This window comes from Ectopseudomonas composti, from assembly GCF_900115475.1.
In the GTDB taxonomy this organism is placed as follows: domain Bacteria; phylum Pseudomonadota; class Gammaproteobacteria; order Pseudomonadales; family Pseudomonadaceae; genus Aquipseudomonas; species Aquipseudomonas composti.
Genome location: NZ_FOWP01000011.1, coordinates 46,525 through 73,037 on the forward strand (window position 1 = coordinate 46,525; position 26,513 = coordinate 73,037).

Sequence of the window (26,513 nt, forward strand, 5' to 3'; positions counted from 1 at the left end):
TGTAGGGGCGGCTTCAGCCGCGAAAAACTTTCAGCCAACCGAGATTGCTGACGGAACAGCGATCAGCTCCCCCTCCCGTACACGGGAGAGAGGGGCCAGGGGAGAGGGGTTTTTTGCTCTTGCTTGAGCCCAGTACTCCGGCGCCGCCTTTTTATCGCCTGACCCTGCGGTTTCGCCCTTACGGCGACTCACTTTTTTCAAACGCCAAAAAAGTAAGCAAAAACGCTCTGCCCCGCCATCCGGGTCTCGCTTCGCTCGACTCCCCTCATTCCATCATTGCTCCAGGGGCCGGCGTACAAGGGCCGTCCCTGGCCCTTTACGCCTCTCGCCGCATCCATGCGGCTCGCGCCCTTCCGCAACGATTCCATTCGGCCTCCTGAAGGGGCGTTTGGCGGCGTCTGGTCGTTCTCTGCAGGGTTACCAAGAGCCAAGCCGTAGGCCGGATGTAAGCCGCGGCATTTCCGCAGTTGATTCCATAAATCTGGCAGGCGACGCGATCCCTGATCCCGTCAGGAGGCCGAGTGGAGGTGCTGTGGAGAGGGGCGTTTGGCATGGATGCCAAACGAGGAACGATGGGCCAGGGATGGCCCACCGTGACGACCCTCGGAGCAGCGGCGGAGCGAGGGAGGTTTCGCGAAGCGAAACCCGGATGCCGGGCGCGCTTTCTCTTTGGTTACTTTCTCTTTCGCGCGAGCAAAGAGAAAGTGACTCGCCGTAAGGGCGAAAAGCGTCGTGTCACAGTGGCGTATATCTTGTGAGGCGCCTTGGTGGACAAGCTTCGCCTTGTCCACCCTACTTGCTGATGTTATTGAAAAGCTCTGAGCCAAAGGTATATAGGCTTATATGTCAATGCCAAGCTTATGAAAGAAGATTTTGTTCCTCATGTTTGCATCCTTCAGAGCTTTGTCCCAACTAATTACCTCGATATAAAGATTTATATTGGAGGCCCAGTTGAACCAGCCACTGTTATCTGGCATTTGTTTGAAGTCTTTTTCAAATCTCAGCCAGTCTTCAACTTTTGATGACATTTCACAAATCACATAGCCGTAAAAAGGGGTGTTAGGGCTGATGAGTATTTGCTTTCCCTTGGGTGTTTTAAATGCTCCGTTTCTAATGCTGTTTGTGTATCTTATAATTTGCTGAATTGGATCCTCTTTGGAGGATGGATTTGCAAAGTCGTCTCTGCCTGGTTTCTTGAATTCAAATATCGTTACAGGGTTGCTTGGTTGGTTTTCGCCGCGAAATGCCACGCGAGAACCATATAGTAAAAGATCTGGTCTCTCAGTATTTCCTCCATTTAGTGGTTGGTCAGAGGAAATGAAATCTGTGAATGTCAGCCTTTCATCAATAATCCAAAGATTGTGGCTGCTGTATGAGGTGTTTTCACTATCTCTTTTGGTCGGGAAAATGATGTTATGCAGTTCGTCTTCTGCGCGGTATTTTCCATTTTCGTCAAGCTCTAATGCTTTCTCGAAAACCTTTAATATGTTTTTTCTTAAGGCTACGTAATGAATTAAGTTGTTTTTGCTGGCGTCGGAGATTTGATCTACTATTTTTGTAATTTCTTCGGGGGTTTGAGGTGCGGTGTTGGTTGATATCTGATCTATTTGAATTCTTATTTCTGCCTCGATACGATATTTTTCTCGCTGTAAAAATAATTCAATTTCTTCTTTTGACGGGTGGTATGAAAGGCTGCTTAGGTCAGCATTTCTCACTAGGTCTTTATGCCAAGGAGCGTGAGTTCGTATGTATTCATTTACGTCCTCTCGTTTTTTTTCTTGCCGAGCACTTAGTTCGTTTGTGACCGTTGTTGCGGTTAGTGAGGCAGCTTTCTCTTCGATTTCATTTTGGGAGATTCCAAATAACATGTCATCCTGCTTTTGGAATTCGAAGCTGCCGCGCTCAAGAGATACGTGATTGTCTAGGTATTCGCTAAATACATATGTCTTTATTATGTAGTTGCGTTCTTTGTTTTCTGTGTTGTCATAATTTTTGTCGTAAAATTCATCGGAGAATTCGGGGATGTAAGCATGAACGGCTGTTTCTGTTACTTCTCGTTTATGTGCTACGAGGCTGATTCGACTTTTCTGATTTTTAGGGGAGTATATTTTAAAGAATCTTACTTCAAATTTTTCTTGTTTTTCTTTTGAGTTTATCGAGAAGGTGTTGTTTGATAGTGGGATTTCTCTTATGAGTCCTGTTTGGCTTTTGAAGAGGTCATTGAGTACGATTAGTCCGGAATCGTCTTCTTCGCATAAGGTTATTATTGGGCAGGTGTAGCTTTTAGTTATGAAATAGGGCAAAAGTCGTTCTGTAAGGCTTCTTGCTAAAGTGCTGAGCTTTTTACTGAGATGGCTTGATTTTATTTCGGATAAAAGTGCGGAGGTGCGATTTTCTGGTTCGCTTGAGGGGGAGAGTTTCTCGTTTACTATTATTTCATGTCTTTTCCCCATAGAAAAAACTCTATGAAGCCTTTTTCCATTTTCTGTGTAATGGCTGTCTATTTGTAGGTTGTTAAAGTATTTTAAGCATGTGAATCTGCCAAATCCTTTCCCGCCGATTTCTATCTTGTGATCGCTGTAAAAGGTGTCGAAAGAATCTCTGTTGGCTTGTGTAAAGCCAATGCCGTTATCTGTTATTTTTAGGCTTACGATTGGTGGTAGTGTGCCGTCACTTTCTGTCTGCTTGCTGCGTATTGCAATGATTTTAATTGTCCCTCTTTCTATTTTTGATGCCTCAATTGCTTGAATTGAGTTAACTATGACTTCAATTATTGGTGTGTAAATGGTTGTGTTGGATTTTATGTTTTCTACAGCCCGTAAGATATGTACATTGCTCATTGCTTTTCCTTGGGCTTGTGTGTTGCTTAGCTGTTGGGTGAGTTTTTTGTTTTTATAGCGTAAGCAATGATTTGCGTATGGTCTAGTGAATAAGAATTGAGTCTAGTTCTAAAAAGACTAGTAAAAGTTTACTTGATCTACAAGTGGGGCATCATATGCGACCATGTAGCCGCCCAAAGTAATCCTCGAAAGTCCTTCAGCGATAGTGGCCGGTGCATTATCCACATCGGTCAGAACGGCAAGATGTTCGTGCTGGCGGGAGGGGAAGAGCTTGCTGGCCATGGAGGCATCCTTGCGAGGGCGATGCGCTGACCTTACTTCGAAGTAATGGCTCTGCGCCATAGCCCGAAAGGCTATGGCGCTTTGCGTTGAATCAGTCGTTGTGGCTGCTCAGTTGCCAGCCGCCTTTGCCGTCTAGGTCGAGCTGATGGCTATGGAGGCCGCCGCCAGGCGCTCAGGCGTGTGCCGGCGCAGGACGTTGCGCTCGCCTGCTGTATCCGTGCTGTTCTTCGCTCAGCTCTTACGCTCAGGCCAGCGCCGTGCGCTGCCTACCTTCCACGCGACGCTTCAACGCCGCGCCCTCGACGATCTCCAGCCCGCCGCCCTGGGCGCGGGCGGAGCGGCCCCAGTCTTCCAGCAGTTCCATGCAGGCGTGGTCGATATAGCTGACCCGCGCCAGGCTCAGATGCAGGCGTGTGCCCGGTTCGACGCTGGCCAGCAGCTTGGCCAGTTGTGGCACACGGAGGAAGGTGGCGGCGCCGCTCATACGCAGTTCGGCGCTGTTCGGGCCGGTGGGTACCAGCTTCACGCGCAGGCGCGAGGCGCTCCAGACCAGTTTCAGCAGCGTCAGGCCGAAGCCCACCAGCACGCCGGTCAGCAGGTCGGTGAAGACGATGCACAGCGCCGTGGCGGCGTAGATGAACACCGGGGCACGGCCGTACTGGCCGAGGTTGCGCATGGCCTTGGGGTCGACCAGTTTGCAGCCGGTGTACACCAGCACCGCGCCGAGGCTGGCGACGGGAATGCTCTGCAGTACGACCGGCAGCAGAGCGACCAGGGCCAGTAGCCAGGCGCCGTGGAGGATGGTCGAGGCGCGGCCGCGAGCGCCGGCCTGGACGTTGGCCGAGCTGCGTACGATCACACCGGTCATCGGCAGGGCGCCGACTGCGCCGCAGAGTATGTTGCCGATGCCCTGAGCCGACAGCTCACGGTTGAACCGCGCGCGCGGGCCATCGTGCATGCGGTCGACGGCGGCGGCGGAGAGCAAGGTCTCGGCGCTGGCGATAAAGGCCAGCGCCAATGCTGCAATCAGCAGTTGTGGGTCGGCCAGGCTGGCCAGGCCTTGCGGGGTGATCCAATCAATGGCATCGCCGAGGTTGGCCGGCAGTTCGACGCGCTTGACCGGCAACGTGAGCCACAGGCTGGCCAGGGTAGCGAGCGTTACGCCGACCAGGGCTCCGGGCAGAAAGCGCAGCGGCGCCGGTCGAAAGCGCTCCCATAACCAGATGCTGGCAATGGTGCCGAGGCCTACTGTGCCGGCGATCATGGCATTGCTGCCGAGCAGGCTCAGCGCATCACGCACGGCACCGGGGAAGGCCAGCAGGTTGTCCAGGCCTGATGCCTGAGGCGACGCATCGATCATCACGTGTATCTGCGACAGCACGATGAGGATGCCGATGCCGGCGAGCATGCCGTAGACCACCGCCGGTGCGGTGACGCGAAACCAGCCGCCCAGGCGCAGACTGCCGGCGACCAGCTGAATCAGGCCGGCTAGCAGTAGAACCGGGCCGAGCGCGGCCATGCCATGGGTGCGTACCAGTTCGAATACCAGCACAGCGAGGCCGGCTGCGGGGCCGCTCACCTGCAGTGGCGCACCGGCGATGAAGCCAACCACCAGGCCACCGATGATACCGGTGATCAGCCCCTTGGCCGGCGGCATGCCGGAGGCGATGGCGATGCCCATGCACAGCGGCAGGGCGACGAGAAAAACCACCACGGACGCCAGCGCGTCCCGTGGCAGTGTGCGAAATACATTCATGGGGGAATCTCCTTACCCATCCCGTGGGCAAAAGCAGCCCGTGCTCGCGCCATCAGTCGGCGCAAGCTCGGGGTGCGAGTTGGCTCAGGCGCTGGCGTAGCGCGGTTGCGGGGTGGCGCAGGGCTGCTCGTCGCCGTCGAGCGCGAGGAAGTTGCCAGAGGCAGCGTCGTAGGCGCGGATGCCACCACTGTCGATGTCGTAGACCCAGCCGTGGATCTGCAACTGGCCGCTGGCCAGGCGGGCGGCGACGGAGGGATGAGTGCGTAGGTGGTCGAGCTGGGCCACCACGTTCTCTTCGGTCAGCACGCCGAGGGTTTCATGGGCGCTGCCGCAGTTGCAGTTGTCTGCCACCACGCTGCGCGCCACCTCGGCATGGCGCAGCCAGGCGCGCACGGTGGGCATGCCATCGAGGCTGGCCGGGTTGAGCACGGCCTTCATCGCACCACAGTCGGAATGGCCGCAGACGATGATGTGTTGCACGCCGAGTGCCAGTACGGCGTATTCGATGGCCGTGGAGACACCGCCATTCATCTGGCCGTAAGGCGGTACCACGTTACCCACGTTGCGGGTGACGAACAGGGTGCCGGGGTCGCTCTGGGTGATCAGCTCCGGCACGATGCGCGAATCGGCGCAGGTGATGAACATCGCGCTGGGCGCTTGCGCCGAGGCCAGACGCTTGAACAGCGCCTGTTGCTGTGGGTAGACCTCCTGGCGGAAACGCCGAAACCCCTGCAGCAGTTGTTGCAGCGCGGCCTGGGCGTTGCCCTTGGCTACGGGGCGCAGGGTATTGTCGGTTCGGGAAGCGGTTGAGTTCATCGTTGCATCTCCTGTGATGTTCATCGGTGACGTTCTCGACTGCCAGCCAAACGCCTGTGACCAGTTGGTCACTTCCAGGGCAACGATAAAGATTCTTACTTAATCAAAACTGAACGAGAGGCTCTAAAACGCCACTATGCGGGACAGGGATTTGGCCTTTGTGGCCTCAGGCATGCGCGGGTAATTGGGGGGGAGGAGCATGCGCGCGTATCAGCGCCAAGAGGCAGCGCCTGGCGGGCCAACTGCTGATGCAGGTCAGCCCGCTTGGCGAGGTATGACGCGGGTGAGGCTCAGTGCTCGCCCTTCATCGCGCCGCTGAGGCCGAACATCAGCACCAGCAGGTTGGCGTCCGGTTTGCTCTCTGGCTGCACCTGCTTGCGCAAAGGCGCGACGGGGCAGGGCTCTACGGCTGAGCACGCATGCGCTTCCAGTACACGTGGGCCAGGCTCTTGCCAGGCTGCAGCTGCAATCGCCGTTACGCTGAGAGCGAGGCCAAGGAACAAACCTCGTGCTATTTCTAATTTCATTTTGCTAACCCCTTGAAAGCGCTGCCAAACGCTGTTCGCTAAACCTAGATCACCCATTGCCTTGTCGTCGTCTCATGCGACGAACGGTCTTAGCGTGTAGCTGGCATCAGCCGGGGCTGTGCTGGGACTCGGGCCTTGTCGGTTGGTTCAACAATGGTGCGGGTAACGTCTTAACGTAACCTTAGGTGCCGGTTACGGCGCCTTGTAACAGCCGGCCCTGGCAGTTGCAGTCGCCTGCAGCTTTTCGTGCTACCTGGCGTAAAGGTGCGAGGTAGAGCCACTTCCTGGTGGGGGTAAAGCGGGCGGAGCGAGATGTTGCGGGTACAAACTGCCAGCCCTGAACTGGCAGCCGTTGATTCAGGCAATAGCTGTGCCGAGACCTTTGGCGCCATCGGCGAATATCTGGCGATAGCTCTGCAGCAGTTGCTGCCAGTCGGCGTCTGACCAGGGGCTGTGACGGCGTAGCTGAGGCAGGTCGTGCTGAGCTGCCTGGACACGGGTCAGGCGGCGACGGCTTTTCTCCAGATCCAGCAGGGCCACCTGCGGCGTCTCGCCGTCAATGCGCACGAAGATATGTTTGGCGTACAGGCAGCCGTGCTGCCAGCGGCCCAGATGCATGCGCGCCAGGGTCGCGCCGACAAGGTGCAGCAACTGGGCGTGCACGGCTTCGCCGCAGGCCTCACGGCCGCCCTGGGCATACCAGAGTTCGATGTTCTCGAAGCCTTCCAGAGCCTCGGTCACCAGCAGGCCGCGCCAGCCCTGCTGCTGGTCATAATCCACACCGCAGTAAATCAGGCGCGGGACCATGACGCCGAGGGACGGCAGAGCCTGCAGGGCTTTGCGTTCGCGCAGTACGGTAGGCCTTCCGTGCGGGTGCAGGAGGCTGCGATAGATATGGCCGATCTGTTTCTTGGCGTAGAGCACACCGGTTTCATCCAGCAGGCGCTGTACGCCGCTTTCACCACCGCGACGGACATTGGGCTCTTCGACCCAGTCGCCTTGCTGTTGCCACCAGTGTTGGAATGCCTGCTGAGGGATTTCGCTCGTGCTGCAAAGGGCCATGTTGTTGTTCTTCTATTGGTGGATTGCGCAGCACTCGTCTCGTGAACGGGTACTACTTCGTTCAGGGTTGTAACGAAACATAAGCAAACAACGTTCCTGAGTCCACAGGCAATGTGCTTGGATTTTCCGAGTGGTAGTGGTTTTTCGTGGGCATAGAAAATGCCCGGGAGAATTTTTAACGACGCGCAGCGACGGTCTTTTGGGCGCCCGTCATGAATGGCAGGCCATAAAAAACCCCGCGACTGGCGCGGGGTTCTTTGTGCTGCGTGGGAGCCGGTCGGCTTACATCATGCCGCCCATGCCACCCATACCGCCCATGCCACCCATATCAGGCATGGCCGGAGCCTTGTCGTCAGCCGCTTCGGCAACCATGGCCTCGGTGGTGATCATCAGGCCGCCGATGGAGGCAGCAGCTTGCAGGGCCGAACGGGTGACCTTGGCCGGATCGAGAATGCCCATCTCGATCATGTCGCCGTAGGTATCGGTCGCGGCGTTGAAGCCGAAGTTGCCCGAACCTTGCTTGACCTTGTCGACCACTACGCTCGGCTCGCCGCCGGCGTTGGCAACGATCTGACGCAGCGGCGCTTCGACAGCGCGGCGCAGCAGAGCGATACCGACGTTCTGGTCTTCGTTGTCGCCTTTGAGCTCGTCGATAGCCAGCAGAGCGCGAACCAGGGCTACGCCACCGCCAGGTACCACGCCTTCTTCGACGGCTGCGCGGGTAGCGTGCAGGGCGTCTTCAACGCGGGCTTTCTTCTCTTTCATCTCGACTTCGGTGGCAGCGCCAACCTTGATCACGGCAACACCGCCAGCCAGTTTGGCCAGACGCTCTTGCAGCTTCTCTTTGTCGTAGTCGGAAGAGGTGTCTTCGACCTGCTTGCGGATCTGTGCAACGCGGGCTTCGATGTCGACCTGGGTACCAGCACCATCGATGATGGTGGTGTTGTCCTTGTTCAGCACGACGCGCTTGGCGTTACCCAGGTGCTCCAGAGTGGCGCTTTCCAGGGACAGGCCAACTTCTTCGGAGATCACGGTACCGCCGGTCAGAATGGCGATGTCCTGCAGCATGGCCTTGCGGCGGTCGCCGAAGCCCGGCGCCTTGACGGCAGCGACTTTGACGATGCCGCGCATGTTGTTGACGACCAGGGTAGCCAGGGCTTCGCCTTCGACGTCTTCAGCCACGATCAGCAGCGGACGACCAGCTTTGGCAACAGCTTCCAGTACTGGCAGCAGTTCGCGGATGTTGGAGATCTTCTTGTCGACCAGCAGCAGCAGCGGGCCGTCGAGCTCGGCAACCATGGTGTCCGGCTTGTTGATGAAGTACGGCGACAGGTAGCCGCGGTCGAACTGCATGCCTTCTACGACGGACAGTTCGTTTTCCAGGCCCGAGCCTTCTTCAACGGTGATGACGCCTTCTTTACCAACTTTTTCCATGGCTTCGGCGATGATGTCACCGATGGAGCTGTCGGAGTTGGCGGAGATGGTGCCGACCTGAGCGATAGCCTTGGTGTCGGTGCATGGCTTGGCCAGCTCTTTCAGCTGGGCGACGATGGCGATGGTGGCCTTGTCGATGCCGCGCTTCAGATCCATCGGGTTCATGCCGGCAGCGACGGACTTCAGGCCTTCGTTGACGATGGCTTGAGCCAGAACGGTGGCGGTGGTGGTGCCGTCACCAGCAGCGTCGTTGGCTTTGGAGGCAACGTCTTTGACCAGCTGAGCGCCCATGTTTTCGAAGGCGTCTTTCAGTTCGATTTCCTTGGCAACCGACACACCGTCTTTGGTGATGGTCGGGGCGCCGAAGGATTTGGCCAGCACCACGTTACGGCCTTTCGGGCCGAGGGTGGCTTTGACGGCGTCAGCCAGGACGTTGACACCAACGAGCATTTTCTTGCGGGCGGAATCGCCGAATTTGACTTCTTTAGCTGCCATGTTCTTGTTTCCTCAATTCTTTGACGATTAACGGGAAATCGTGGGTGATCAGGCTTCGACGACGGCGAGGATTTCGCTTTCGCCCATGACCAGCAGGTCTTCACCGTCAACCTTGACGGTGTTGCTGCCGGAGTAGGGGCCGAATACCACTTTGTCACCGACCTTCACAGCCAGCGCACGGACTTCGCCATTGTCCAGAACCTTACCGGTACCGACGGCAACGACTTCACCTTGGTTCGGCTTCTCGGCGGCCGAACCCGGCAGCACGATGCCGCCAGCGGTTTTGGTCTCTTCTTCGCTGCGACGGATCACGACGCGGTCATGCAGAGGACGAAGCTTCATTGTCGATCTCTCCTAACAATTTAATGGGCAACTTGCCGACTCTTGTGTGGTCGGCGGGTTTGTAAAATCCGGCGAGGCCGGGCGCGGCACGCTGAGCGCACCGCGAAAGTTGGACTGCCTCGGTGGGCAGGCACCTTGCGGTGACTGCTACATGTGGGCGGGCAAGGGCATTTCAAGGGGCGGGGGTGAAATTTTTTGTGCGGCAGAGGGGCGCTTGCGGCAAGTACCAGAGCCTGCTGGCCCTACGTAGGCGCCGGCTCGCCAGCGATCAGTCAGAGAGGGATCGCCGGCAAACTAGCTCCTACAGTTGCGGTATGGATCAGTCGCGACGCTCGTACTCGCCTTCGAGCACATTGGGTCGAGTCTGCCCGGAGCGAGCGGCCTGGTCGTCGAAGAAGGCGCGCTGACGCAGGGCCTGCTCCTCGGCGCGGCGGCGAATCTTGCCGACCAGCAGGCGACGAGTAAAGGGAATCAGGCAGAGCACGCCGAAGATGTCGCTGATGAAACCCGGCAGCAGCAGCAGGCCACCACCGACTGCAATCAGTAAGCCTTCGAGCATTTCCTGTTCGGGTAGCTCACCTCGCGACAGTTTTTCACGCGCGCGCCAGGCCGTGGCCACCCCGGCGACGCGCAGCAGGACGCTGCCAAGAATCGCGGTGCCGATGATCAGTAGCAGAGTAGGCAGCACGCCAATGGCGCTGCCGACCTTGATCAGCAAGGCCAGCTCGATGATCGGGAACAGCAGGAAGAGAAACAGAAACGCGCGCATTTTCAGAGGGTCCTTGGCGGAAGTGGACTTCCAGTAGGAGTTAAGTATGGGGTCGTGGCCTGAATTCAAGCTGAAGGAGCGCCGCTGGTCGGCCAACTCTCGGCGCGAGCCAGCGTGACCAGGGCTTCACGCACCTGTCCCGGGTTGTTGCAGGATGTTGGAAAGGCCAGCCAGTGCAGGCTCTGGCCAATGCGCAGGTGGAAACCTTCAGTGTCGATAGCGGCCATCTGCGCTGGCTCATGCCGAGGTAGGTCGGCCAGTTCGACGTAGTGGGCGATGGCCTTGGCATGGTCTTCGTTCATGTGCTCGACCATGCTTGCTTCGCTGCCGTCCGTCGCAAAGGGGTTGGCCAGGGCGACCTGGTCGAGCCAGTGAATGGCACCGAAGCCGCCGATGAAGCGCCAGCGTACCGGCTCCAGCCGCCAGAAATCGAAATCATGCGCCCGATGGTAGTCGCGCGACTGGGGGAAAAAGCGGTAATAACGCTGTGCGGCCGCTTCTATTTCATTTTCGTCACGCAATTGTCGTGCTTCGGCGAGCATTGTGAGGCGGCCGACCGCCTGCACATCCTCTGCGCCACGTTCGCCGACCAGAAGCGAGCATTTGGCGTCCTGCCCGAGATTATGGGTGTGCTGGGCGATGCGGCTGATCAGGATCAGCGGCCGGCCCTCGGCGTCCAGGCAGTAGGGCACCACCGATCCGAAAGGGAAACCCGGTATGGCCTTGGAGTGGGTGCTGAGCACTCCACGGTATTCCTTGAGCAGCAATTCTCGTGCATGCTTGCCGGCTTTCACGCTCACCTTATGACTCCTCGCAGAAGATCCGTCATAAACGGACAGACGCCCTAGCATAGCGGTTAGCGGGCATCAGCGGGGTCGGTAAATGCTGCACCTTGAGGGGATAAAGCGATGCAACTGAAAGACAAAGTCATCATCATCACTGGCGGTTGCCAGGGACTGGGCCGCGCCATGGGTGAGTACCTGGCGGCCAAGGGCGCCAAGCTGGCGCTGGTCGATCTGAACGCGGAAAAACTCGACGAAGCCGTGGCTGCCTGCAAGGCGGCAGGTGGCGACGCTCGTGCCTACCTGTGCAACGTCGCCGATGAAGAGCAGGTGACCCATATGGTCGCCCAGGTGGCCGATGACTTCGGTGCCATCAACGGCCTGGTCAACAACGCCGGCATCCTGCGCGACGGCCTGACCATCAAGGTCAAGGATGGCGAGATGACCAAGATGAGCCTGGCGCAGTGGCAGGCGGTGATCGACGTCAACCTGACTGGCGTGTTCCTCTGCACCCGTGAAGTGGCGGCGAAGATGATCGAGCTGAAGAACGAAGGCGCGATCATCAACATCTCCTCGATTTCGCGTGCCGGCAACATGGGCCAGGCCAACTACTCCGCAGCCAAGGCTGGCGTCGCTGCCGACACCGTGGTCTGGGCCAAGGAGTTGGCGCGCTATGGCATTCGTGTGGCGGGCGTGGCGCCGGGTTTCATCGAAACCGACATGGTCGCCAGCATGAAGCCGGAAGCGCTGGAGAAGATGACCTCGGGTATTCCGCTCAAGCGCCTGGGCAAGCCGGCCGAGATCGCGCACTCGGTGGCCTATATCCTGGAAAACGACTACTACACCGGTCGTGTCCTGGAGCTCGACGGCGGTCTGCGCCTGTAATCCGCGAGGCCTGAACGAAAAACGCCCCGGCTGGTTCGGGGCGTTTTTGTGTCTGGCAGGTTGCGCGCGGCGTGCCTTGCGGTCAGCGTTCTGGCTTGCTTCTGTAGGGTGCGCTGTGCGCACCGCTGCTCTTAGTGCGTACGAGCGACGGCGAAACGGCTCAGCTCGACCAGCGCATCGCGATACTCACCGGCCGGCAGCACTTCCAGGCAGGCAATGGCGCGTTCGGCGTAGTCGCGCGCGAGTTGCGCGGTGTAATCCAGCGCACCGGCGGCATCCACGGCAGCGCGGATGCTTTCCAGGTCTTCGATGCCGCCTTTCTGAATCGCGCGGCGCACCAGAGCGGCCTGCTCCTCGGTGCCTTCGCGCATGGTGTAGATCAGTGGCAGGGTCGGCTTGCCCTCGGCCAGATCATCACCGACGTTCTTGCCCAGTTCGGTCGCATCGCCCTTGTAGTCGAGCAGGTCATCGACCAGTTGGAAGGCGATGCCCAGGTGGTCACCAAAGGTGCACAAGGCTTCGCGCTGCGTCTCGTTGGCTTCGGCCAAGGCGGCAGCAGCGTGAGTAGAGGCCTCGAACAGCATCGCGGTCTTGCCACGGATGACCTCCATGTAGGTCTCTTCCGTGGTGCTGGCATCGCGCACCTTGGACAGTTGCAGCACTTCGCCTTCTGCAATCACGCGGGTGGCGTTGGAGAGAATCTTCATCACCGGCATGGAGCCGAGCTCGACCATCATTTCGAACGAGCGTGAATAAAGGAAGTCGCCTACCAGCACGCTCGGCGCATTGCCCCATTGGGCGTTGGCGGTGCTGCGGCCGCGGCGCATGTCGGACATGTCGACCACGTCGTCATGCAGCAGGGTCGCGGTATGCAGGAATTCGATGGTGGCGGCCAGCAGGCGCAGGTCGTCGGCCTGATAACCCAACGCTCGACCGCTGAGCAGTACCAGTAGCGGGCGCAGGCGCTTGCCACCAGCGGAGATGATATAGTCGCCGATCTTTTCCACCAGCGGCACGCGGGAAACCACCTGTTGGCGAATGATGCCATCGACGGCGGTGAAATCGTCCGCTACCACGCGGTAGAAAGCCTGGGGTTGCATCGGCGACTGGTGCTCCTTTGAGGTTGCGCGGCATGCTAGGTGGCGGGGTAGGGGCTGTCAAGGTAAGCACTGGCGGCCCTTGCGTAGCGTTCGGTGCTTGCGTACAATCGCGCACCCTGAACTTCCCCCTGGGTATTTCCCTGCCTTACGCAATTGCAAGGGTGTCACTTCCGGCCCCGAGCAGCCATGCCAGCCAATAACGACTTTTCTAAAGCGCTGGGTGAGCAGGATTAACGGAGATTTACCATGTACGCAGTAATTGTTACTGGTGGCAAGCAATACAAAGTCACCGAAGGCGAATTCCTCAAGATCGAGAAACTCGAAGTCGCTACCGGCGAAGCCGTGACTTTCGATCGCGTTCTGCTGATCGGCAATGGCGACGACGTTCAGATCGGCGCTCCGGTCGTAGACGGCGCTAAAGTGGTTGCCGAAGTCGTGTCGCAAGGCCGTCACGATAAAGTGCGCATCATCAAGTTCCGCCGTCGTAAGCACCACATGAAGCGTCAGGGCCACCGTCAGTGGTTCACTGAGATCAAAATCACCGGTATCCAGGCCTGATTCGTCGGCCCCGATCCCTTTATAGGAGTATTGACTCATGGCACACAAAAAAGCTGGCGGTTCTACCCGTAACGGCCGCGATTCCGAAAGTAAACGCCTTGGCGTGAAAATGTATGGTGGTCAGGTCATCAAGGCCGGCAACATCATCGTTCGTCAGCGCGGCACCGAGTTCCATGCCGGTTTCGGCGTGGGCATGGGCAAAGACCACACCCTCTTCGCTAAAGTCGAAGGCGTGGTCAAGTTCGAAGTGAAGGGCGCTTTCGGCCGTCGCTACGTGAGCGTCGTTCAGGCCTAATCGCCGACGCGCTGGAAAAGCCCTGTCCGTAGGACGGGGCTTTTTTATTGGCCCGCCGTCCATGGCGGCAACACTCTGGGCCGTCACAAGCGGCGTTAAAAAACGCTCCAGGCGTTTTTTTTGTTTCTGTATCCTTGGGTTCTTGCCCGATTACCCATAACGCCACGCTATTTGCGTGGGGTCATCCGGCAAGAGCCTTTACGTTGTTCTGTTGACCCGCAGCGCTTGCGGGAGGCGTATCCATGAAATTTGTCGACGAAGTTTCGATTTTTGTAAAAGCCGGTGACGGCGGTAACGGCATGATGGCCTTCCGTCGCGAGAAATTCATCGAGAAGGGCGGCCCCAACGGCGGCGATGGTGGCGACGGCGGCTCGGTATTCCTCGAGGCCACCGCCAACCTCAACACCCTGATCGATTACCGCTACACGCGTAAATTCAACGCGCAGAATGGCGAGAAGGGCGGTAGCACCGACTGCACCGGCGCCAAGGGCGAGGATCTGATTCTGCCGGTGCCGATTGGCACCACGGTGATCGACGTGGCGACTCAGGAAGTGATTGGCGACCTGGTCAAGGCCGGTCAACGCCTGATGGTCGCCCAGGGCGGCTGGCACGGGTTGGGTAATACCCGCTTCAAGTCCAGTACCAACCGTGCGCCACGCCAGACCACGCCGGGCAAGCCGGGCGATTCGCGCGACCTCAAGCTGGAGTTGAAAGTGCTGGCTGACGTGGGTCTGCTCGGTCTGCCCAATGCCGGCAAGAGCACCTTCATCCGCGCCGTTTCCGCCGCCAAGCCGAAAGTCGCCGATTACCCCTTCACCACCCTGGTGCCGAACCTGGGTGTGGTCAGCGTCGACCGCTTCAAGAGCTTCGTTGTCGCCGACATTCCGGGGCTGATCGAAGGCGCCTCCGACGGTGCTGGCCTGGGTATTCGCTTCCTCAAGCACCTGGCGCGTACCCGTCTGCTGCTGCACCTGGTGGACATGGCGCCGTTGGACGAGAGCGATCCGGCCGAGGCTGCGCAGGTGATCATCGATGAACTGGGCCGCTTCAGCCCGGCGCTGGCCGAGCGTGATCGCTGGCTGGTGCTGAACAAGATGGACCAGGTGCCCGAGGACGAGCGCGAGGCGCGCAAGGCCGATATCGTTGCTCGCCTGAACTGGCAGGGCCCGGTTTATGTGGTCTCGGCGATCAGCCGCGACGGCACCGAGCGCATCAGCCGCGACATCATGCATTACCTGGAAGTACGTGCCGAACGCATTGCCGAGGACCCGGTATTCGCCGAGGAGCTGGCGGATCTGGATCAGCGTATCGAAGACGAGGCGCGTGCCCGTCTGCAGGCGCTGGACGACCAGCGTGCGCTGCGTAAATCCGGTGTGCGCAGTGTCGACGATATCGACGAGGACGATGACTTCCTCGACGAAGAGGACGACGATGGCCCGGAAATCATTTACGTCCGGGATTAAGCAAATTTCCAACGCCGCTTAATTGCGGCGTTTTTGTAAGGGATGTTCTGAGATAGCCGTCATTCCCGCGTAGGCGGGAATCCAGAAACACCGCAGAACCTGGGCTCCCGCTTTCGTGGGAGTGACGTTCAGACGTTGCCTAAGTGGGCCTCTGGCTAAGGTTGGAAGATCATGCGTGACAAGGTGACCGGCGCGCGGCGCTGGGTGGTGAAGATCGGCAGTGCGCTGCTGACCGCCGACGGGCGTGGCCTGGATCGTGCGGCCATGGCGGTATGGGTCAAGCAGATGGTCGCGCTGCGTGAGCAGGGCGTCGAGCTGGTGCTGGTGTCCTCCGGTGCGGTGGCGGCCGGGATGAGCCGACTGGGCTGGACCAGCCGACCTAGTGCGATGCATGAGCTGCAGGCTGCTGCCGCCATCGGCCAGATGGCTCTGGTACAGGCTTGGGAGTCGAGCTTTGCCGAGCACAATCGCCGCACCGCGCAGGTTCTGCTGACTCACGACGATCTCTCCGACCGCAAGCGCTACCTCAACGCGCGCAGCACCTTGCGTACGCTGGTGAATCTCGATGTGATCCCGGTGATCAACGAGAACGACACTGTAGTCACCGATGAAATCCGCTTCGGCGACAACGACACCTTGGCCGCGCTGGTGGCCAACCTGGTGGAGGCCGATCTGCTGGTGATTCTCACCGACCGCGACGGCATGTATAACGCCGACCCGCGTCACAACCCCGATGCCGAGCTGATCTTCGAAGCCCGCGCCGATGACCCGGCGCTGGATGCTGTGGCTGGTGGCGTCGGTGGTGCGCTGGGACGTGGCGGTATGCAGACCAAGCTGCGTGCCTCGCGCCTGGCCGCACGTTCCGGTGCGTACACCGTCATCGTCGGTGGTGCTATAGAGCAGGTGCTGGCCCGCCTCAAGGGCGGCGAGCGTCTGGGCACGCTGCTGGCACCCGAGCGTGGTTTGCTGGCGGCGCGCAAGCAATGGCTGGCCGGTCATCTGCAGACGCGCGGTACCCTGGTGCTGGATGCTGGCGCGGTGAAAGCGCTGAGCCAGGATCGCAAGAGCCTGCTGCCAGTGGGGGTAAAAGCGGTGCAGGGCAGTTTCCGCCGTGGTGAGATGGTGGTCTGCGTATCGCCTGACGGTCGTGAGATTGCCCGTGGCCTGGTCAACTACAGCGCGCTGGAAGCACAGAAGATCATCGGCCAACCATCCGATGCCATCGAAAAGCTGCTCGGCTATGTCGATGAGCCGGAGCTGGTGCATCGGGATAACCTGATCCTGGTTTAAAAGCGAAGGGAGAGTGCGATGAATCTGTTCAAGGGATGTGCGCTGGGCCTTTTGATGTTACCCGGCGTGGCACTGGCCGAAACCATTGGCGAGGTGTCGACGGTGTTCAAATGGGTGGGGCCGAACGACAAGATCGTCGTCGAGGCTTTCGATGATCCCAAGGTAGAGGGCGTGACCTGTTATCTGTCGCGCGCCAAGACCGGCGGCGTGAAGGGTGGACTGGGCTTGGCCGAGGATCGTGCAGAGGCCTCCATCGCCTGTCGTCAGGTCGGTCCCATCGCATTCAAGGGCAAGCTCAAGGACGGCGAGGAGGTGTTCAAGGAGCGTACCTCGCTGGTGTTCAAAACCATGCAGGTGGTGCGTTTCTTCGACGCCAAGCGCAACACGCTGGTGTATCTGGTCTACAGCGACCGGGTGATCGAGGGCAGCCCGCAGAATGCGGTGACGGCCATTCCGATTCTGCCCTGGGGTCAGCAGTAACCCGATCAGCGCCCATAAAAAACGCCCCGAAGGGCGTTTTTTTATGCGTGACGATCAGGCGCTGGGGGTATCCAGTTGCAGGCGCTGGTTCGATTGCGTCTGCACCTGGTGATAGCGCTCGGCGTCATGGGACAGAACCTCGGCCATGGCCGGGAAGATCTCGTCCAGCTTGGTCCGCCAGCCTTCGCTCTTGGTCTGCTCGGGGAAGCAGCGGCGGATCAGGTCGAGCATGATCGACACGGTCACCGATGCGCCCGGCGAAGCGCCGAGCAGAGCGGCGATGGTGCCGTCTTCCGCTGCCACCAGCTCGGTGCCGAACTGCAGGATGCCGCCGTTCTTGGCGTCCTTCTTGATGATCTGCACGCGTTGGCCGGCCACTTCCAGGCGCCAGTCCTCGGCCTTGGCTTCCGGGTAGAAGCCGCGCAGGGTGTTCAGGCGCTGTTCCTCGGACTGCATCACTTCCTTGATCAGGTAACGGGTCAGGTCCAGGTTGTCGCGCGCCACCGCCAGCATCGGGCCGAGGTTGTTGGGGCGTACCGACAGCGGCAGGTCGAGGAATGAACCGTACTTGAGGAACTTGGTGGTGAAGCCGGCGTAAGGGCCGAACAGCAGGGATTTCTTGCCATCGACCACGCGGGTATCGAGGTGCGGTACCGACATTGGCGGCGAACCTACGGCCGCCTGGCTGTAGACCTTGGCTTGGTGTTGTTTAACGATTTCCGGATTGTCACAGCGCAGCCACTGGCCGCTCACCGGGAAGCCGCCGAAGCCTTTGCCTTCGGGGATGCCGGACAGCTGCAGCAGTGGCAGCGCGCCGCCACCGGCACCGAGGAAGACGAACTTGCTCTTGAGCTTGCGCGTGGCGCCGGAGCGGGTGTCCTTGATGTCCACCAGCCAGCCTTCGCCATCGCGCTTGAGGTCGGTGACCTTCTGGTTGCAGGTGACCTTGGCGTTGGGTTGAGTGGTCAGGTAGGCGAGCATCTGCTCGGTGACCGCACCGAAGTTGACGTCGGTGCCGGCTTGCACGCGGGTCATCGCCAGTGGTTCGTTGCTGTCACGGCCAGGGATCAGCAGCGGTGCCCACTCGGCGATAGTGGCGCGATCCTCGGTGTACTCCATCTCGGTGAAGGCGTGATGCTGACGCAGCGCCTCGAAACGCTTCTTGAGGAAGGCGATGCCGCTGTTGCCGCGCACGAAGCTCATGTGCGGGACCGGATTGATGAAGGTCTTCGGCGAGTTGATCGCGCCTTTTTCGATCAGGTAAGCCCAGAACTGTTTGGACTCCTCGAACTGGGCGTTGATATTCACCGACTTCTTGATGTCGATGCTGCCGTCCGCGCCTTCCGGGGTGTAGTTCAACTCGCACAGCGCGGCGTGACCGGTACCGGCGTTGTTCCAGGGGTTGGAGCTTTCCACCGCGCCGGACTCGCGCAGCTCTACCACTTCCAGCGTGATGCCGGGGTTGAGTTCCTTGAGCAGTACGCCCAGGGTCGCGCTCATGATGCCGGCACCAACCAGCACCACATCTACGCTTTGGGAATCGTTGTGCGCCATTAACCTCTCTCCAAGAAAAACTGCACCAGATGGACGGCCGTTCGGCCTTTCAGGGCGATACCGGCAGACTCAGGCGTGATGCCCCGTCGTTCGGCTGGGAGGGTCAAGGCTGGGATTTGCGGACGCAAAACTGTTCATCTGTTCGCCACACTCTTGTGAAGTTGTAAAAACCGTTTTTTTCACGCTCTTTTGGAGCGGTGAACCTCAAAAGCTCGACTGCCTCGGCGCGCTTTTGCCCGTGCAAGTCATGCAATGCATGGCTGCCATTGGCTCTGCATATGGGCGGAAAGCGGCTAGCCGGATGCGGCAGCTCGAAGTGGGCGACTCTCTGAGGCGGGGCGATGACATTGCATCGGCGAGGTCGTGCGGCCCGATCAGGAGACGTCCTTATAATCGGGGCGCGATTATAACGGTGAATGAGGGGAAATTGATCGCCCCTGCGTGACTTTTATTCTTCCGCCGGTCAGGCCGCCAACGGGCGAGCAGTCGATGCGTGTGTGACGACTGGCGTGAGTCGGGCTCCGGCGGGCAGGGGAGCGCCCAACCAAGAGACGCTCGGCTCGCGAACTTCCACCCAGCCAGCCTGGTGCGGATGCTCCTGCATCTGCCGCAGGGCGCGGCAAAGTCCCTGACCATCGACAAGAGCGAAATGGCGCATCGGGCGAGAGCGGCTGAATAGGCGGCGCAAAAGCATGGCAGAGGCTCCAGCGTGGTGGGTTTTACCTTTATGCCAGGGCGCGGTGACAGGCTGATGACAGGAACCGCAACGGCACGCCGATGGTCCTATGCAGCGCTACTGTCGGCCTCAGGCCGTGCTGGTTATACTGCCGGCCACTTTTACCTCACTCGGAGAGATGAGCATGCTGCACCGTGCGTTGATCGCCTTGCTTGCTGCCACCAGCCTGACTCTGGCCGGTTGTGCCCTCAGCCCTCAGCAACTCACCCCGCAACCCAAGCTCACCAGCTCGCTGACCCCTGTGGGTCAAGGCCAGCCGGTGGTGGTGCGCGTGGTTGATGGTCGCCCTTCGCCGGTGCTTGGCACCCGCGGCGGCCTGTATCCGGAAACCAGCTCCATCAGCGTCAGCCCTGATTACGTGCTGCCAAAACTGCAGGCCGAGGCCGAAGCGGCCGTGCGTCTGCTCGGTTTTACCCCGTCGCCCAATGCCTATAACGCGCCGCAGCTGACCATCACCCTGGCGGACCTCAAGTATCAGTCGCCGAAAGAAGGCATGTACGTCACCGAGGCCGATATCTCTGCCTCCATTCGTGCCGACGTGCAGGGTGGCAGCCGCCGCTACACTGGTCGTTATGGCGCCTCGCTGAACCAGCGCTTCGGCTCCGCGCCGAACCAGCAGACCAACAGCAAACTAGTGAGCGACGTGCTCAGCGACGCACTGACTCGTGCGTTCAAGGACCCGACCATTGGCCAGGTTCTGCTGCAGTAATCCATAACGCCGCTACGAAAAACGCCCCGCATTGCGGGGCGTTTTCATTTGTCTCGGGTCTTCACGCCGCCTCGGCGTAGAACTCCGGCAGGCTCATGCCGGTGCGGTTGTCGATATCCGGCAGGTCGTAGTGCTCATGGCCGCCGAGGGCGCAGTACACCAGCCAGTGCTGGTCCTGCACGTTGAAGGAGAGTTCGTCGACCACGGCGTCCACTTCATCCAGCGAGTCGATCAGGTAATCGCGATCCAGCGGTTGTGAATTGAGCATGGCAGGTCCTCCAGGGACATTTAGGTTTGGCTCCAGCAACAGTCGTGACTGTGTGGTCACTCTTAGAGATACAAACCCTAGGCCAGGCATATGACAGTTTTCAGACGATTTCGGGATAGCGAGCTGCGTTCGTCGGAAACGAACCTTATAAAAGCGAGGTTTCAGTAAACTGCGCGGCGACTTTTCAATGGCTGAGAGGCGCGCTTTTCGGCTGAAATCCCCATTCTGGTGCGATGGCTAGGCTGCTGCACCATGCTGTTCTCGAGGTGTCGCATGTCGCTGCAGGTGTTGTGGTCCCTGTTCCTCGCCCATCCGGCGGGGGCGCTCAATTCACTGGCCTTGTTCTTTGCCCTGGCGGGTGCCTGGTTATGCCTGATGACCCGTATGCGTGAGCAGCGCGGCATGGCGCGCGTGCTGGCTCAGGGCGGGCTGGACGAAATTGAGGTGGATGAGCGTACCCAGCGTATCAATCGCTTCTTCTATCGCTTTGGCACTCTCAGCCTGGGGGTGGCGCTGTTGCTGTCCTGGTTCAGTACGCAGCTTTGAGTTTGAGCGATTAGCGAAAACGGCAGCCCTGGTGGCTGCCGTTTTCTTTTGTCGCGGGGGGGGCTTAGAGCGGCAGGCCAGCCTTGATTCGATACTGGTTACGCACCGGGTTGGCGTACTGCAGGATCAGGAACGGTTTTTCTTCGGCGCTGCAGGCGGCCAGGCGTTTGTTCCACTGCGCTTCGGCCTTGGCCAGTTCTGCAGCGGGGAATACCTCGCTTGCCGCCGGCACGTTCAGCTCGGCCTCGCGGCCCTCCCACATGGCGTAGGCCAGGTAGTGGACGGGGAACAGACGGTACTGGCCGAGAATATGGCGATCCAGTGCCTGCGCCAGTTGCTTGGTGTCTTCCAGGCCGGCCATCGGCGGGCTGAAGTGCAGGTGCACGCGTCCTTTGTAGCCGGTAATGCCCAGGGCAATGCTGGCGTCGTCCTCGCCTGGCGCCTTGGTGTAGCTGCCGGTGGCTGCGCGCATGCTCAGCTCGCGGGCCTTGGCCAGGTCGCAAGGGTCGTACTCGTAGCTGATCGACACCGGGATCAGATTCAGCGAGTCGATGACCTCGGCGAACGGCTCGTCCTTGCGGCTCATGTGGAACATCTTGAGGATGGCCGAATCGGTGCGGTCGTCACCGTCCTTGGCACGGCCTTCGGCCTGGGCGATCCAGATCGATTCGCCGTCTTCGCGGATCGAATGGTTGATATAGGCCGAGAGCAGCTGATAGGCCGCCAGCTTCTCGCGTCGCCCACTGATCGAGCGGTGTACGATGAAGCTCTTGTTCAGGCGCATCAGGTCGCTGACGAAGGGGCGCTGCAGCAGGTTGTCGCCGATGGCGATACGTGGTGTCTGCAGGCCGGCATGGTAGACGGCGTAGTTGACGAAGGCCGGATCCATGACGATGTCACGGTGGTTGGCCAGGTACAGATAGGGTTTGCCCGACTGCAGGTGCTCCAGGCCGGAGTAGCTGATGCCGTCACTGGCGTGCTCGATGGTGCGGTCGATGTAGGGCTCGATCTTTTCCTGCAGCTTGCTGACCGAATCGACGCTGGCGAACTCGCCACGTAGGCGCGCAGCGATCAGCGGCTTGAGCAGCCAGCCCAATGGCCCGGCCAGTCGCGGAAAGCGAAAACGAGTGAGGGTGCCGAGAAACGCCGGATCGGCGAGCAGGCGCGCCAGTACGGGGCGCACTTCTGCATCGGCATAGGGTCGGATGGCATCGAATGCGCCCATCATGCTCTCTTGTTCTAGAACGGCTAAGGTTGGAATGGTGTCTGCTTAACAGGGTGAGCAGTAGACCGGCGATTATAGCGTCAAGTCACAGCGAATCATCGAAGCCCGCAAGGACGGAGGCTTTCAGAGGCAGAGCAGGCATTTTTTCTTGAAAAGCAAACAGGGCTTGAGGGTTTCCCGGAACTGATCAAGGCATAGCCGAAGTACGAGCTATATATCGTTCACGGGCAGGTCGACCCGGCACGCGGTCAGATCAACCCCGACTACAACGAAGCGGATAGAAACTTGGAAGGACACAGCGCGGGCAGCAGATAACAGCAGCAGTGGCCCGGCGATGGTTTGCAAGGAGATAGGGAGGGCAGCATATGAAAGCCGACATGGACGATATGCCGGAGTACCTGAAGACCAGGAAGCAGGAAGGCCCCTGGCGGATGGTGGCAATCATGGCGATAGGAACGGGCGTAGTCGTAGGCGGGCTAAGCCTGTTCGGTGGTGGCTTTATCGACAGAGCCAAAACAATCGCCAGTGGCGATGGACTTAGAGACGATATCGGCCTGCTACAACCCCAACCGAAGCAGCAAGAAAGCGCCCGGCCACAAGGCGCAGTTGCAAGACGCGAAACCTACACCCCGCCACAGACATTCCGCACTGAAGAACCGCTAGTTATCGAAAGAGGAGGGGCATACGACCCCGAACCCACTCAGCCAGAAAGACAGACCGTCTTCAATGATCAAAACTACAGACCGCAGGGCGCAGCTAACGTGGTCAGCTTCAACGCACCAGTGATTGCTAGCGAAAAACAGCAAGCAACTGCACAAACACGGCAAGAGATTGTGATCGTTGGGCAAGAGCAAAAGCCGGGTGACTGGGTTTGCACCTTCATTGGGGGTGAAGGAAGCCTTGAAAGGCGGAACTGCAAATCAAGTATGCAACTTCATAATCGGAATCAAAGTTACTCAGGGAATAGGTCGCCATAAATAAGGCTAGGCTTTCTTTATAGCTGAATTGATCTTTTGCTTGCCCCATGATACGAGTTTTTTGATATCGACTCCAAATCCCGCAATACTTGGCTCTAGTATTAGTGCGTCAACCAAGGCTTTGCCTTCATGCGCCTTAAGTTTTCTTGCGATAGTGAAGTCTTTTATTTTTTTACTGTTCGATATGTCGTTAAATATTTTCTCTAAAAGATCAACTACGTCGGTTGGTGTTTTGCAGATGTCTCTTATTTTTAAAAATATTAATGCTTCTGATATTTCGGAGCTGGGCCTGCTGTTGCTGGCTTCAATAAAGTATCTTGGGTGGATTGTGGTTATGAGTAAGGCGGGAAGGACTCTTGATGGACCTTCGCCATTGATTTTTACCCAGGAGAGTACTTCCGAGTAGAAGTGGCTATCGGGAAGGCCTGTTATCATGATGGCATTATTTTTGGAACAAAAATTGGCTATTCTAGAGTGGTTGGAGTGAAGCGTGTTGGAGATAGGCTCATCCCAGTTGTAATAGTCTAGAACGTAGATGTAGTAATTCCTTTCCTCTGAAAGAGGAAGCTCAGATACCGCACTAATGTGAAGACCCATTGCCGTGCTCTCCCCATGAATCAATAGGCTATTAGTACTAACAGGTCTATGACGGTTATACAGGCCGCTTTTAGTGTCATCGTTTTCTTGTTTAGCTGCCAAAGTCTAAAGCCAAAAGGATATTCAATCAAACGTAGTTCGAAGGAGTTTTTCTTCGGGTAACCAGAGGTTTCCTCGATTCTAATTATCCCGTCGCCGCTTTTGTAGAATTTTAAGGAGCGATTTGCTCTTGATATGGTGAAGCCTTGCGAATCATTATCCGTAATGGTTATTGATGCCCTTGGCTCTGCAGTTTTATTGATGCGGCTTGCTAGCAGGGTTAGATTTTCTTTGCATGTTGTGAGTGCGTTAGAGGTGTCTTTTGAAAGGTGAGCATTTGCATTGCTTATGGAGAATCTTGGAGTCTTGGAGGATTTTCTTTGCAGTATGGGCCATGTTATGTACTTGATGAAAGCTTCTCTTGAAAATAGCTTTATTGCTTCGATGGTTAGTTTTGCAAGTTTTCGCTGTTTACTGCTAAGACTTAGTATCATGTAATAAGGTTTGCGAATTTTGAATTGTATTTCTTTGTCGCTTAATCCTTCGTATACAGATGTTTTAGGTTTGGGGAGAGGGGTGGAGGCTTTTTTGCGAATTAAGTCTGAGTCGAATAAGGAAAGCTCAATGAGTCCATCGTCGGGGAACTCTTCATTATAGGGTAAGAAGAAATGTGGGGAGTATGTCGGGGTGCTCTTCCAGCCGCTTTCAGTTGTGTAGCTTAAGAGCTCTAGTCGTGTGGAGCCCTGAGGGTCAATAATAGCGGATAGATATTTCTCTGGCTTGAATTCTACTACGACAGTTTTGCTTGTTTTTGCAAGCACGGAAATAGGAGAAAAAGGTGTGATGTTTAAAAGGGTTGGGCTTGATTTGATGGGGGTGTCAGATAAGGTATTCTCGGCGTATAACATAAGTGGCGTTGGGGATATTGAGCTTGAATCGTAGATTCTTATAGCGAAGTCATCGATCCTTCCGGACTTTGCTCTTTTGTTGATTATTTCAATTTTAATTACTACGGATTCAAGATCTACATTTTTTAATATTTCATGTTTTGTGTCGGTTCTATATTTGAAATATAACTTGGTTGAGATGATTATTTCGGGCTTAAATTTAAGTGCGTATGTGTCTAGGAATACGATTAAGCCAAGTATGCCGCCTATCATCCCTATTATCGAGCTAGCTGTCTGTAGATCTTGCGGTGACAATTCCTAATCTCTCCTTGATCTTGCCTGCAGAAAAATCCAATGATTTTGGTGTGATGTGGTTGTTCTATACGTGCATCGAATAGCACGGCGAAAAAGCTACCGCTAAGCTACTCTGGAGTGACCACAAAGACTAGATAGTATTAGATTTTGTTAGGGAATTGCATGAGTAAGAAGCTGGATAGCCCCATGCTATAAGGGATTATGAGACGTTGTAAGGCCCATGAGGTCATACCGCCAAGTCACAAGGAGGCCGCGATGCTGGAAAGCGAATCGTATTATTGCCCCTATTGCGGCGAGCCGGCCGAGGCGCTGCTGGATCTGTCGGGTGGGGATCAGTCTTACATCGAAGACTGTCCGGTGTGCTGTCGGCCGATCGAGTTCGAACTGCGTACAGACGGCACCGAGTGGGAGTTGGACGTTCGTGCGGAGAACGACTGATGCAACGAATCTACGAGCCGGAAAACCTGCTGGAAGGGCAGATGCTGGTGGACATGCTGGCCAGCGAGGGCGTCGAGGCGCACCTGCTCGGTCAGCATCTGGTTGGCGCGGTGGGGGAGTTGCCGGCGTGCGGTCTGCTCGGTCTGGTGGTTGCTGATCTGGACGCCGAACGGGCACGTACGCTGATCGCTGAGTACAATACGGCGCAACCTGTGCCTGGCGATGAGCCAGAGTCTTTTCAGGGCGTGCTGCTCTGTTGACGCGCCCCTGCCTGTCGAGTCGTTTCATGTGTGGACGTTATGCCCTGTTCCGCTGGTCGCCCGCTTTCGCGGCGTTACCCGGTTTTCCCACTGACCAGAAGCCGCACTGGAACCTGGCACCCAACGGCCAGGTGTTGATGCTGCGCAGCGGCGCAAGTGGACCGCAGGCGGCTGCGGCGCGTTGGGGGCTGACACCCGCCTGGCTCAAGGATTTGTCCAAGACGCCGGCGCATGCGCGGGCTGAAACGCTAGCCGGGCAGCCGATGTTTCGCGAACCTTTTCGCCAGCGCCGCGCGCTGCTGCCGGCCAATGGCTTCTATGAATGGCGCGGGGGCGTGCGCAAGCGGCCGTACTGGATGACCAACGGCGAGTCGCTGATGTATTTCGCGGCCTTGTGGGAGCTGTATCCGGTTACCGGGCATGACTACCTGAGCGTGGCGTTGATTACCCAGGAAGCCGCGACGCTGCGTCGTCCATTGATTCTCGACGAGCATGAGCAGGCGCTATGGTTGAGCAACGATACGCCGCCCGAGCAGTTGGCGGCATTGCTGGCCAAGCCGCAGGTTGCGCTGCGCGAGCGCGCCCTGGCGACCCTGGTTAACGACCCGAAGCTGGATGCGCCGGAGTGTCTGACGCCGGCCTGAGCCGGTAGGGTGCGCCGTGCTCACCGCGGCTGATGCGGGATCGGCGCCCTACAGATAATGAAGCGCGTAGCTCGGATGCAATCCGGGAGCCGTATTGCCTGCTCCCCGGATTGCATCCGGGCTACAGAGGTTCGCCTGTCAC

At 58.1% G+C, this 26,513-nt stretch carries 28 protein-coding genes; 12 read left to right on the forward strand and 16 right to left on the reverse strand.

What is annotated here, in order from left to right; translation table 11 throughout:
• Window positions 1–839: 839 nt before the first annotated feature.
• The 10 genes from BM059_RS18535 to BM059_RS18575 all read right to left on the reverse strand — a co-directional run bounded on the left by BM059_RS18535 (window position 840) and on the right by BM059_RS18575 (window position 11,123).
• Entirely contained in the window at window positions 840–2,840 is a 2,001-nt protein-coding gene (locus tag BM059_RS18535) for an ATP-binding protein (protein WP_074940876.1), read from the reverse strand.
• A gap of 117 nt (window positions 2,841–2,957) precedes the next feature.
• Entirely contained in the window at window positions 2,958–3,122 is a 165-nt protein-coding gene (locus BM059_RS25435) for a hypothetical protein (RefSeq protein ID WP_167364586.1), read from the reverse strand.
• Window positions 3,123–3,366: 244 nt separating this feature from the next.
• A complete protein-coding gene (locus BM059_RS18540; protein WP_074940878.1) occupies window positions 3,367–4,878 on the reverse strand; it encodes a SulP family inorganic anion transporter in 1,512 nt (503 codons plus the stop codon).
• An 84-nt stretch (window positions 4,879–4,962) separates the two neighbouring features.
• Entirely contained in the window at window positions 4,963–5,694 is a 732-nt protein-coding gene (locus BM059_RS18545) for a carbonic anhydrase (protein ID WP_036999056.1), read from the reverse strand.
• A gap of 290 nt (window positions 5,695–5,984) precedes the next feature.
• Window positions 5,985–6,221: a hypothetical protein gene (locus BM059_RS18550; RefSeq protein WP_074940952.1), complete on the reverse strand. Its 237-nt coding sequence runs from the start codon at window positions 6,219–6,221 to the stop codon at window positions 5,985–5,987.
• A 357-nt stretch (window positions 6,222–6,578) separates the two neighbouring features.
• Window positions 6,579–7,283 carry a lipopolysaccharide kinase InaA family protein gene (locus BM059_RS18555; protein ID WP_074940880.1) on the reverse strand — a complete coding sequence of 235 codons (705 nt, stop codon included), beginning with the start codon at window positions 7,281–7,283 and terminating at the stop codon, window positions 6,579–6,581.
• Between the two features lie 282 nt (window positions 7,284–7,565).
• On the reverse strand, window positions 7,566–9,212 hold the full coding sequence (gene groL, locus BM059_RS18560) for a chaperonin GroEL (RefSeq protein WP_036999051.1): 1,647 nt from the start codon (window positions 9,210–9,212) through the stop codon (window positions 7,566–7,568).
• A 48-nt stretch (window positions 9,213–9,260) separates the two neighbouring features.
• Window positions 9,261–9,554: a co-chaperone GroES gene (locus tag BM059_RS18565; protein WP_036999049.1), complete on the reverse strand. Its 294-nt coding sequence runs from the start codon at window positions 9,552–9,554 to the stop codon at window positions 9,261–9,263.
• A 319-nt stretch (window positions 9,555–9,873) separates the two neighbouring features.
• A complete protein-coding gene (locus BM059_RS18570; RefSeq protein WP_036999047.1) occupies window positions 9,874–10,323 on the reverse strand; it encodes an FxsA family protein in 450 nt (149 codons plus the stop codon).
• Between the two features lie 65 nt (window positions 10,324–10,388).
• Window positions 10,389–11,123, reverse strand: coding sequence for a HugZ family pyridoxamine 5'-phosphate oxidase (locus BM059_RS18575; RefSeq protein WP_074940882.1), 735 nt, complete (start codon window positions 11,121–11,123; stop codon window positions 10,389–10,391).
• 108 nt (window positions 11,124–11,231) lie between these two features.
• On the opposite strand from BM059_RS18575, the gene BM059_RS18580 reads away from it, so the two are divergent.
• On the forward strand, window positions 11,232–11,990 hold the full coding sequence (locus BM059_RS18580) for an SDR family oxidoreductase (RefSeq protein ID WP_036999044.1): 759 nt from the start codon (window positions 11,232–11,234) through the stop codon (window positions 11,988–11,990).
• A 131-nt stretch (window positions 11,991–12,121) separates the two neighbouring features.
• Here the strand turns inward: BM059_RS18580 and BM059_RS18585 are convergent, their stop codons facing one another.
• Complete coding sequence (locus BM059_RS18585; RefSeq protein ID WP_074940883.1) at window positions 12,122–13,090, reverse strand: polyprenyl synthetase family protein; 969 nt, start codon at window positions 13,088–13,090, stop codon at window positions 12,122–12,124.
• A 246-nt stretch (window positions 13,091–13,336) separates the two neighbouring features.
• Here BM059_RS18585 and rplU point away from each other — a divergent pair, with 246 nt between their 5' ends.
• The 5 genes from rplU to BM059_RS18610 all read left to right on the forward strand — a co-directional run bounded on the left by rplU (window position 13,337) and on the right by BM059_RS18610 (window position 17,176).
• Window positions 13,337–13,648: a 50S ribosomal protein L21 gene (rplU, locus tag BM059_RS18590; RefSeq protein WP_004424548.1), complete on the forward strand. Its 312-nt coding sequence runs from the start codon at window positions 13,337–13,339 to the stop codon at window positions 13,646–13,648.
• Between the two features lie 37 nt (window positions 13,649–13,685).
• Window positions 13,686–13,943 carry a 50S ribosomal protein L27 gene (gene rpmA / locus BM059_RS18595; RefSeq protein ID WP_004424545.1) on the forward strand — a complete coding sequence of 86 codons (258 nt, stop codon included), beginning with the start codon at window positions 13,686–13,688 and terminating at the stop codon, window positions 13,941–13,943.
• Between the two features lie 242 nt (window positions 13,944–14,185).
• Entirely contained in the window at window positions 14,186–15,406 is a 1,221-nt protein-coding gene (gene cgtA, locus BM059_RS18600; RefSeq protein WP_036999039.1) for an Obg family GTPase CgtA, read from the forward strand.
• Between the two features lie 171 nt (window positions 15,407–15,577).
• Entirely contained in the window at window positions 15,578–16,696 is a 1,119-nt protein-coding gene (gene proB, locus BM059_RS18605; protein WP_036999037.1) for a glutamate 5-kinase, read from the forward strand.
• Window positions 16,697–16,714: 18 nt separating this feature from the next.
• Window positions 16,715–17,176, forward strand: a complete 462-nt coding sequence (locus BM059_RS18610) for a CreA family protein (RefSeq protein ID WP_074940884.1) — start codon at window positions 16,715–16,717, stop codon at window positions 17,174–17,176.
• A 54-nt stretch (window positions 17,177–17,230) separates the two neighbouring features.
• On the opposite strand, the gene mqo is transcribed toward BM059_RS18610, so the two are convergent.
• Window positions 17,231–18,730, reverse strand: coding sequence for a malate dehydrogenase (quinone) (mqo, locus tag BM059_RS18615; protein ID WP_036999034.1), 1,500 nt, complete (start codon window positions 18,728–18,730; stop codon window positions 17,231–17,233).
• Between the two features lie 860 nt (window positions 18,731–19,590).
• Here mqo and BM059_RS18625 point away from each other — a divergent pair.
• Window positions 19,591–20,175, forward strand: coding sequence for a YajG family lipoprotein (locus BM059_RS18625; protein WP_036999029.1), 585 nt, complete (start codon window positions 19,591–19,593; stop codon window positions 20,173–20,175).
• Window positions 20,176–20,236: 61 nt separating this feature from the next.
• On the opposite strand, the gene BM059_RS18630 is transcribed toward BM059_RS18625, so the two are convergent.
• Window positions 20,237–20,443 (reverse strand): hypothetical protein, encoded by a 207-nt coding sequence (locus tag BM059_RS18630; RefSeq protein ID WP_004424534.1) that lies wholly within the window; start codon window positions 20,441–20,443, stop codon window positions 20,237–20,239.
• Between the two features lie 273 nt (window positions 20,444–20,716).
• Here BM059_RS18630 and BM059_RS18635 point away from each other — a divergent pair, with 273 nt between their 5' ends.
• Entirely contained in the window at window positions 20,717–20,989 is a 273-nt protein-coding gene (locus BM059_RS18635; RefSeq protein ID WP_074940886.1) for a hypothetical protein, read from the forward strand.
• Window positions 20,990–21,053: 64 nt separating this feature from the next.
• Here BM059_RS18635 and BM059_RS18640 read toward each other — a convergent pair whose 3' ends face one another.
• Window positions 21,054–22,217, reverse strand: coding sequence for a 1-acyl-sn-glycerol-3-phosphate acyltransferase (locus tag BM059_RS18640; RefSeq protein ID WP_074940887.1), 1,164 nt, complete (start codon window positions 22,215–22,217; stop codon window positions 21,054–21,056).
• Between the two features lie 362 nt (window positions 22,218–22,579).
• On the opposite strand from BM059_RS18640, the gene BM059_RS18645 reads away from it, so the two are divergent.
• On the forward strand, window positions 22,580–23,191 hold the full coding sequence (locus BM059_RS18645; RefSeq protein ID WP_074940888.1) for a hypothetical protein: 612 nt from the start codon (window positions 22,580–22,582) through the stop codon (window positions 23,189–23,191).
• 6 nt (window positions 23,192–23,197) lie between these two features.
• Here the strand turns inward: BM059_RS18645 and BM059_RS18650 are convergent, their stop codons facing one another.
• Entirely contained in the window at window positions 23,198–23,788 is a 591-nt protein-coding gene (locus BM059_RS18650) for a hypothetical protein (RefSeq protein ID WP_074940889.1), read from the reverse strand.
• A 20-nt stretch (window positions 23,789–23,808) separates the two neighbouring features.
• On the reverse strand, window positions 23,809–25,029 hold the full coding sequence (locus BM059_RS25270; protein WP_139220767.1) for a hypothetical protein: 1,221 nt from the start codon (window positions 25,027–25,029) through the stop codon (window positions 23,809–23,811).
• Window positions 25,030–25,284: 255 nt separating this feature from the next.
• On the opposite strand from BM059_RS25270, the gene BM059_RS18655 reads away from it, so the two are divergent.
• The 3 genes from BM059_RS18655 to BM059_RS18665 are packed head-to-tail and all read left to right on the forward strand — an operon-like array spanning window position 25,285 to window position 26,371.
• Complete coding sequence (locus BM059_RS18655; RefSeq protein ID WP_036999020.1) at window positions 25,285–25,467, forward strand: CPXCG motif-containing cysteine-rich protein; 183 nt, start codon at window positions 25,285–25,287, stop codon at window positions 25,465–25,467.
• On the forward strand, window positions 25,467–25,727 hold the full coding sequence (locus tag BM059_RS18660; RefSeq protein ID WP_036999018.1) for a putative signal transducing protein: 261 nt from the start codon (window positions 25,467–25,469) through the stop codon (window positions 25,725–25,727). Before BM059_RS18655 ends, BM059_RS18660 begins: the two co-directional genes overlap by 1 nt.
• Before the next feature lie 26 nt (window positions 25,728–25,753).
• Complete coding sequence (locus tag BM059_RS18665) at window positions 25,754–26,371, forward strand: SOS response-associated peptidase (protein ID WP_036999017.1); 618 nt, start codon at window positions 25,754–25,756, stop codon at window positions 26,369–26,371.
• Window positions 26,372–26,513 lie beyond the last annotated feature (142 nt).

Excerpts from the sequence above, each read along its gene's own strand:
- BM059_RS18535 (WP_074940876.1), bottom strand. The coding sequence starts at position 2,840 with ATGAGCAATGTACATATCTTACGGGCTGTAGAAAACATAAAATCCAAC.
- BM059_RS25435 (WP_167364586.1), bottom strand. The coding sequence starts at position 3,122 with ATGGCCAGCAAGCTCTTCCCCTCCCGCCAGCACGAACATCTTGCCGTT.
- BM059_RS18540 (WP_074940878.1), bottom strand. The coding sequence starts at position 4,878 with ATGAATGTATTTCGCACACTGCCACGGGACGCGCTGGCGTCCGTGGTG.
- BM059_RS18545 (WP_036999056.1), bottom strand. The coding sequence starts at position 5,694 with ATGAACTCAACCGCTTCCCGAACCGACAATACCCTGCGCCCCGTAGCC.
- BM059_RS18550 (WP_074940952.1), bottom strand. The coding sequence starts at position 6,221 with ATGAAATTAGAAATAGCACGAGGTTTGTTCCTTGGCCTCGCTCTCAGC.
- BM059_RS18555 (WP_074940880.1), bottom strand. The coding sequence starts at position 7,283 with ATGGCCCTTTGCAGCACGAGCGAAATCCCTCAGCAGGCATTCCAACAC.
- groL (WP_036999051.1), bottom strand. The coding sequence starts at position 9,212 with ATGGCAGCTAAAGAAGTCAAATTCGGCGATTCCGCCCGCAAGAAAATG.
- BM059_RS18565 (WP_036999049.1), bottom strand. The coding sequence starts at position 9,554 with ATGAAGCTTCGTCCTCTGCATGACCGCGTCGTGATCCGTCGCAGCGAA.
- BM059_RS18570 (WP_036999047.1), bottom strand. The coding sequence starts at position 10,323 with ATGCGCGCGTTTCTGTTTCTCTTCCTGCTGTTCCCGATCATCGAGCTG.
- BM059_RS18580 (WP_036999044.1), top strand. The coding sequence starts at position 11,232 with ATGCAACTGAAAGACAAAGTCATCATCATCACTGGCGGTTGCCAGGGA.
- BM059_RS18585 (WP_074940883.1), bottom strand. The coding sequence starts at position 13,090 with ATGCAACCCCAGGCTTTCTACCGCGTGGTAGCGGACGATTTCACCGCC.
- rplU (WP_004424548.1), top strand. The coding sequence starts at position 13,337 with ATGTACGCAGTAATTGTTACTGGTGGCAAGCAATACAAAGTCACCGAA.
- rpmA (WP_004424545.1), top strand. The coding sequence starts at position 13,686 with ATGGCACACAAAAAAGCTGGCGGTTCTACCCGTAACGGCCGCGATTCC.
- cgtA (WP_036999039.1), top strand. The coding sequence starts at position 14,186 with ATGAAATTTGTCGACGAAGTTTCGATTTTTGTAAAAGCCGGTGACGGC.
- proB (WP_036999037.1), top strand. The coding sequence starts at position 15,578 with ATGCGTGACAAGGTGACCGGCGCGCGGCGCTGGGTGGTGAAGATCGGC.
- BM059_RS18610 (WP_074940884.1), top strand. The coding sequence starts at position 16,715 with ATGAATCTGTTCAAGGGATGTGCGCTGGGCCTTTTGATGTTACCCGGC.
- mqo (WP_036999034.1), bottom strand. The coding sequence starts at position 18,730 with ATGGCGCACAACGATTCCCAAAGCGTAGATGTGGTGCTGGTTGGTGCC.
- BM059_RS18625 (WP_036999029.1), top strand. The coding sequence starts at position 19,591 with ATGCTGCACCGTGCGTTGATCGCCTTGCTTGCTGCCACCAGCCTGACT.
- BM059_RS18630 (WP_004424534.1), bottom strand. The coding sequence starts at position 20,443 with ATGCTCAATTCACAACCGCTGGATCGCGATTACCTGATCGACTCGCTG.
- BM059_RS18635 (WP_074940886.1), top strand. The coding sequence starts at position 20,717 with ATGTCGCTGCAGGTGTTGTGGTCCCTGTTCCTCGCCCATCCGGCGGGG.
- BM059_RS18640 (WP_074940887.1), bottom strand. The coding sequence starts at position 22,217 with ATGATGGGCGCATTCGATGCCATCCGACCCTATGCCGATGCAGAAGTG.
- BM059_RS18645 (WP_074940888.1), top strand. The coding sequence starts at position 22,580 with ATGAAAGCCGACATGGACGATATGCCGGAGTACCTGAAGACCAGGAAG.
- BM059_RS18650 (WP_074940889.1), bottom strand. The coding sequence starts at position 23,788 with ATGGGTCTTCACATTAGTGCGGTATCTGAGCTTCCTCTTTCAGAGGAA.
- BM059_RS18655 (WP_036999020.1), top strand. The coding sequence starts at position 25,285 with ATGCTGGAAAGCGAATCGTATTATTGCCCCTATTGCGGCGAGCCGGCC.
- BM059_RS18660 (WP_036999018.1), top strand. The coding sequence starts at position 25,467 with ATGCAACGAATCTACGAGCCGGAAAACCTGCTGGAAGGGCAGATGCTG.
- BM059_RS18665 (WP_036999017.1), top strand. The coding sequence starts at position 25,754 with ATGTGTGGACGTTATGCCCTGTTCCGCTGGTCGCCCGCTTTCGCGGCG.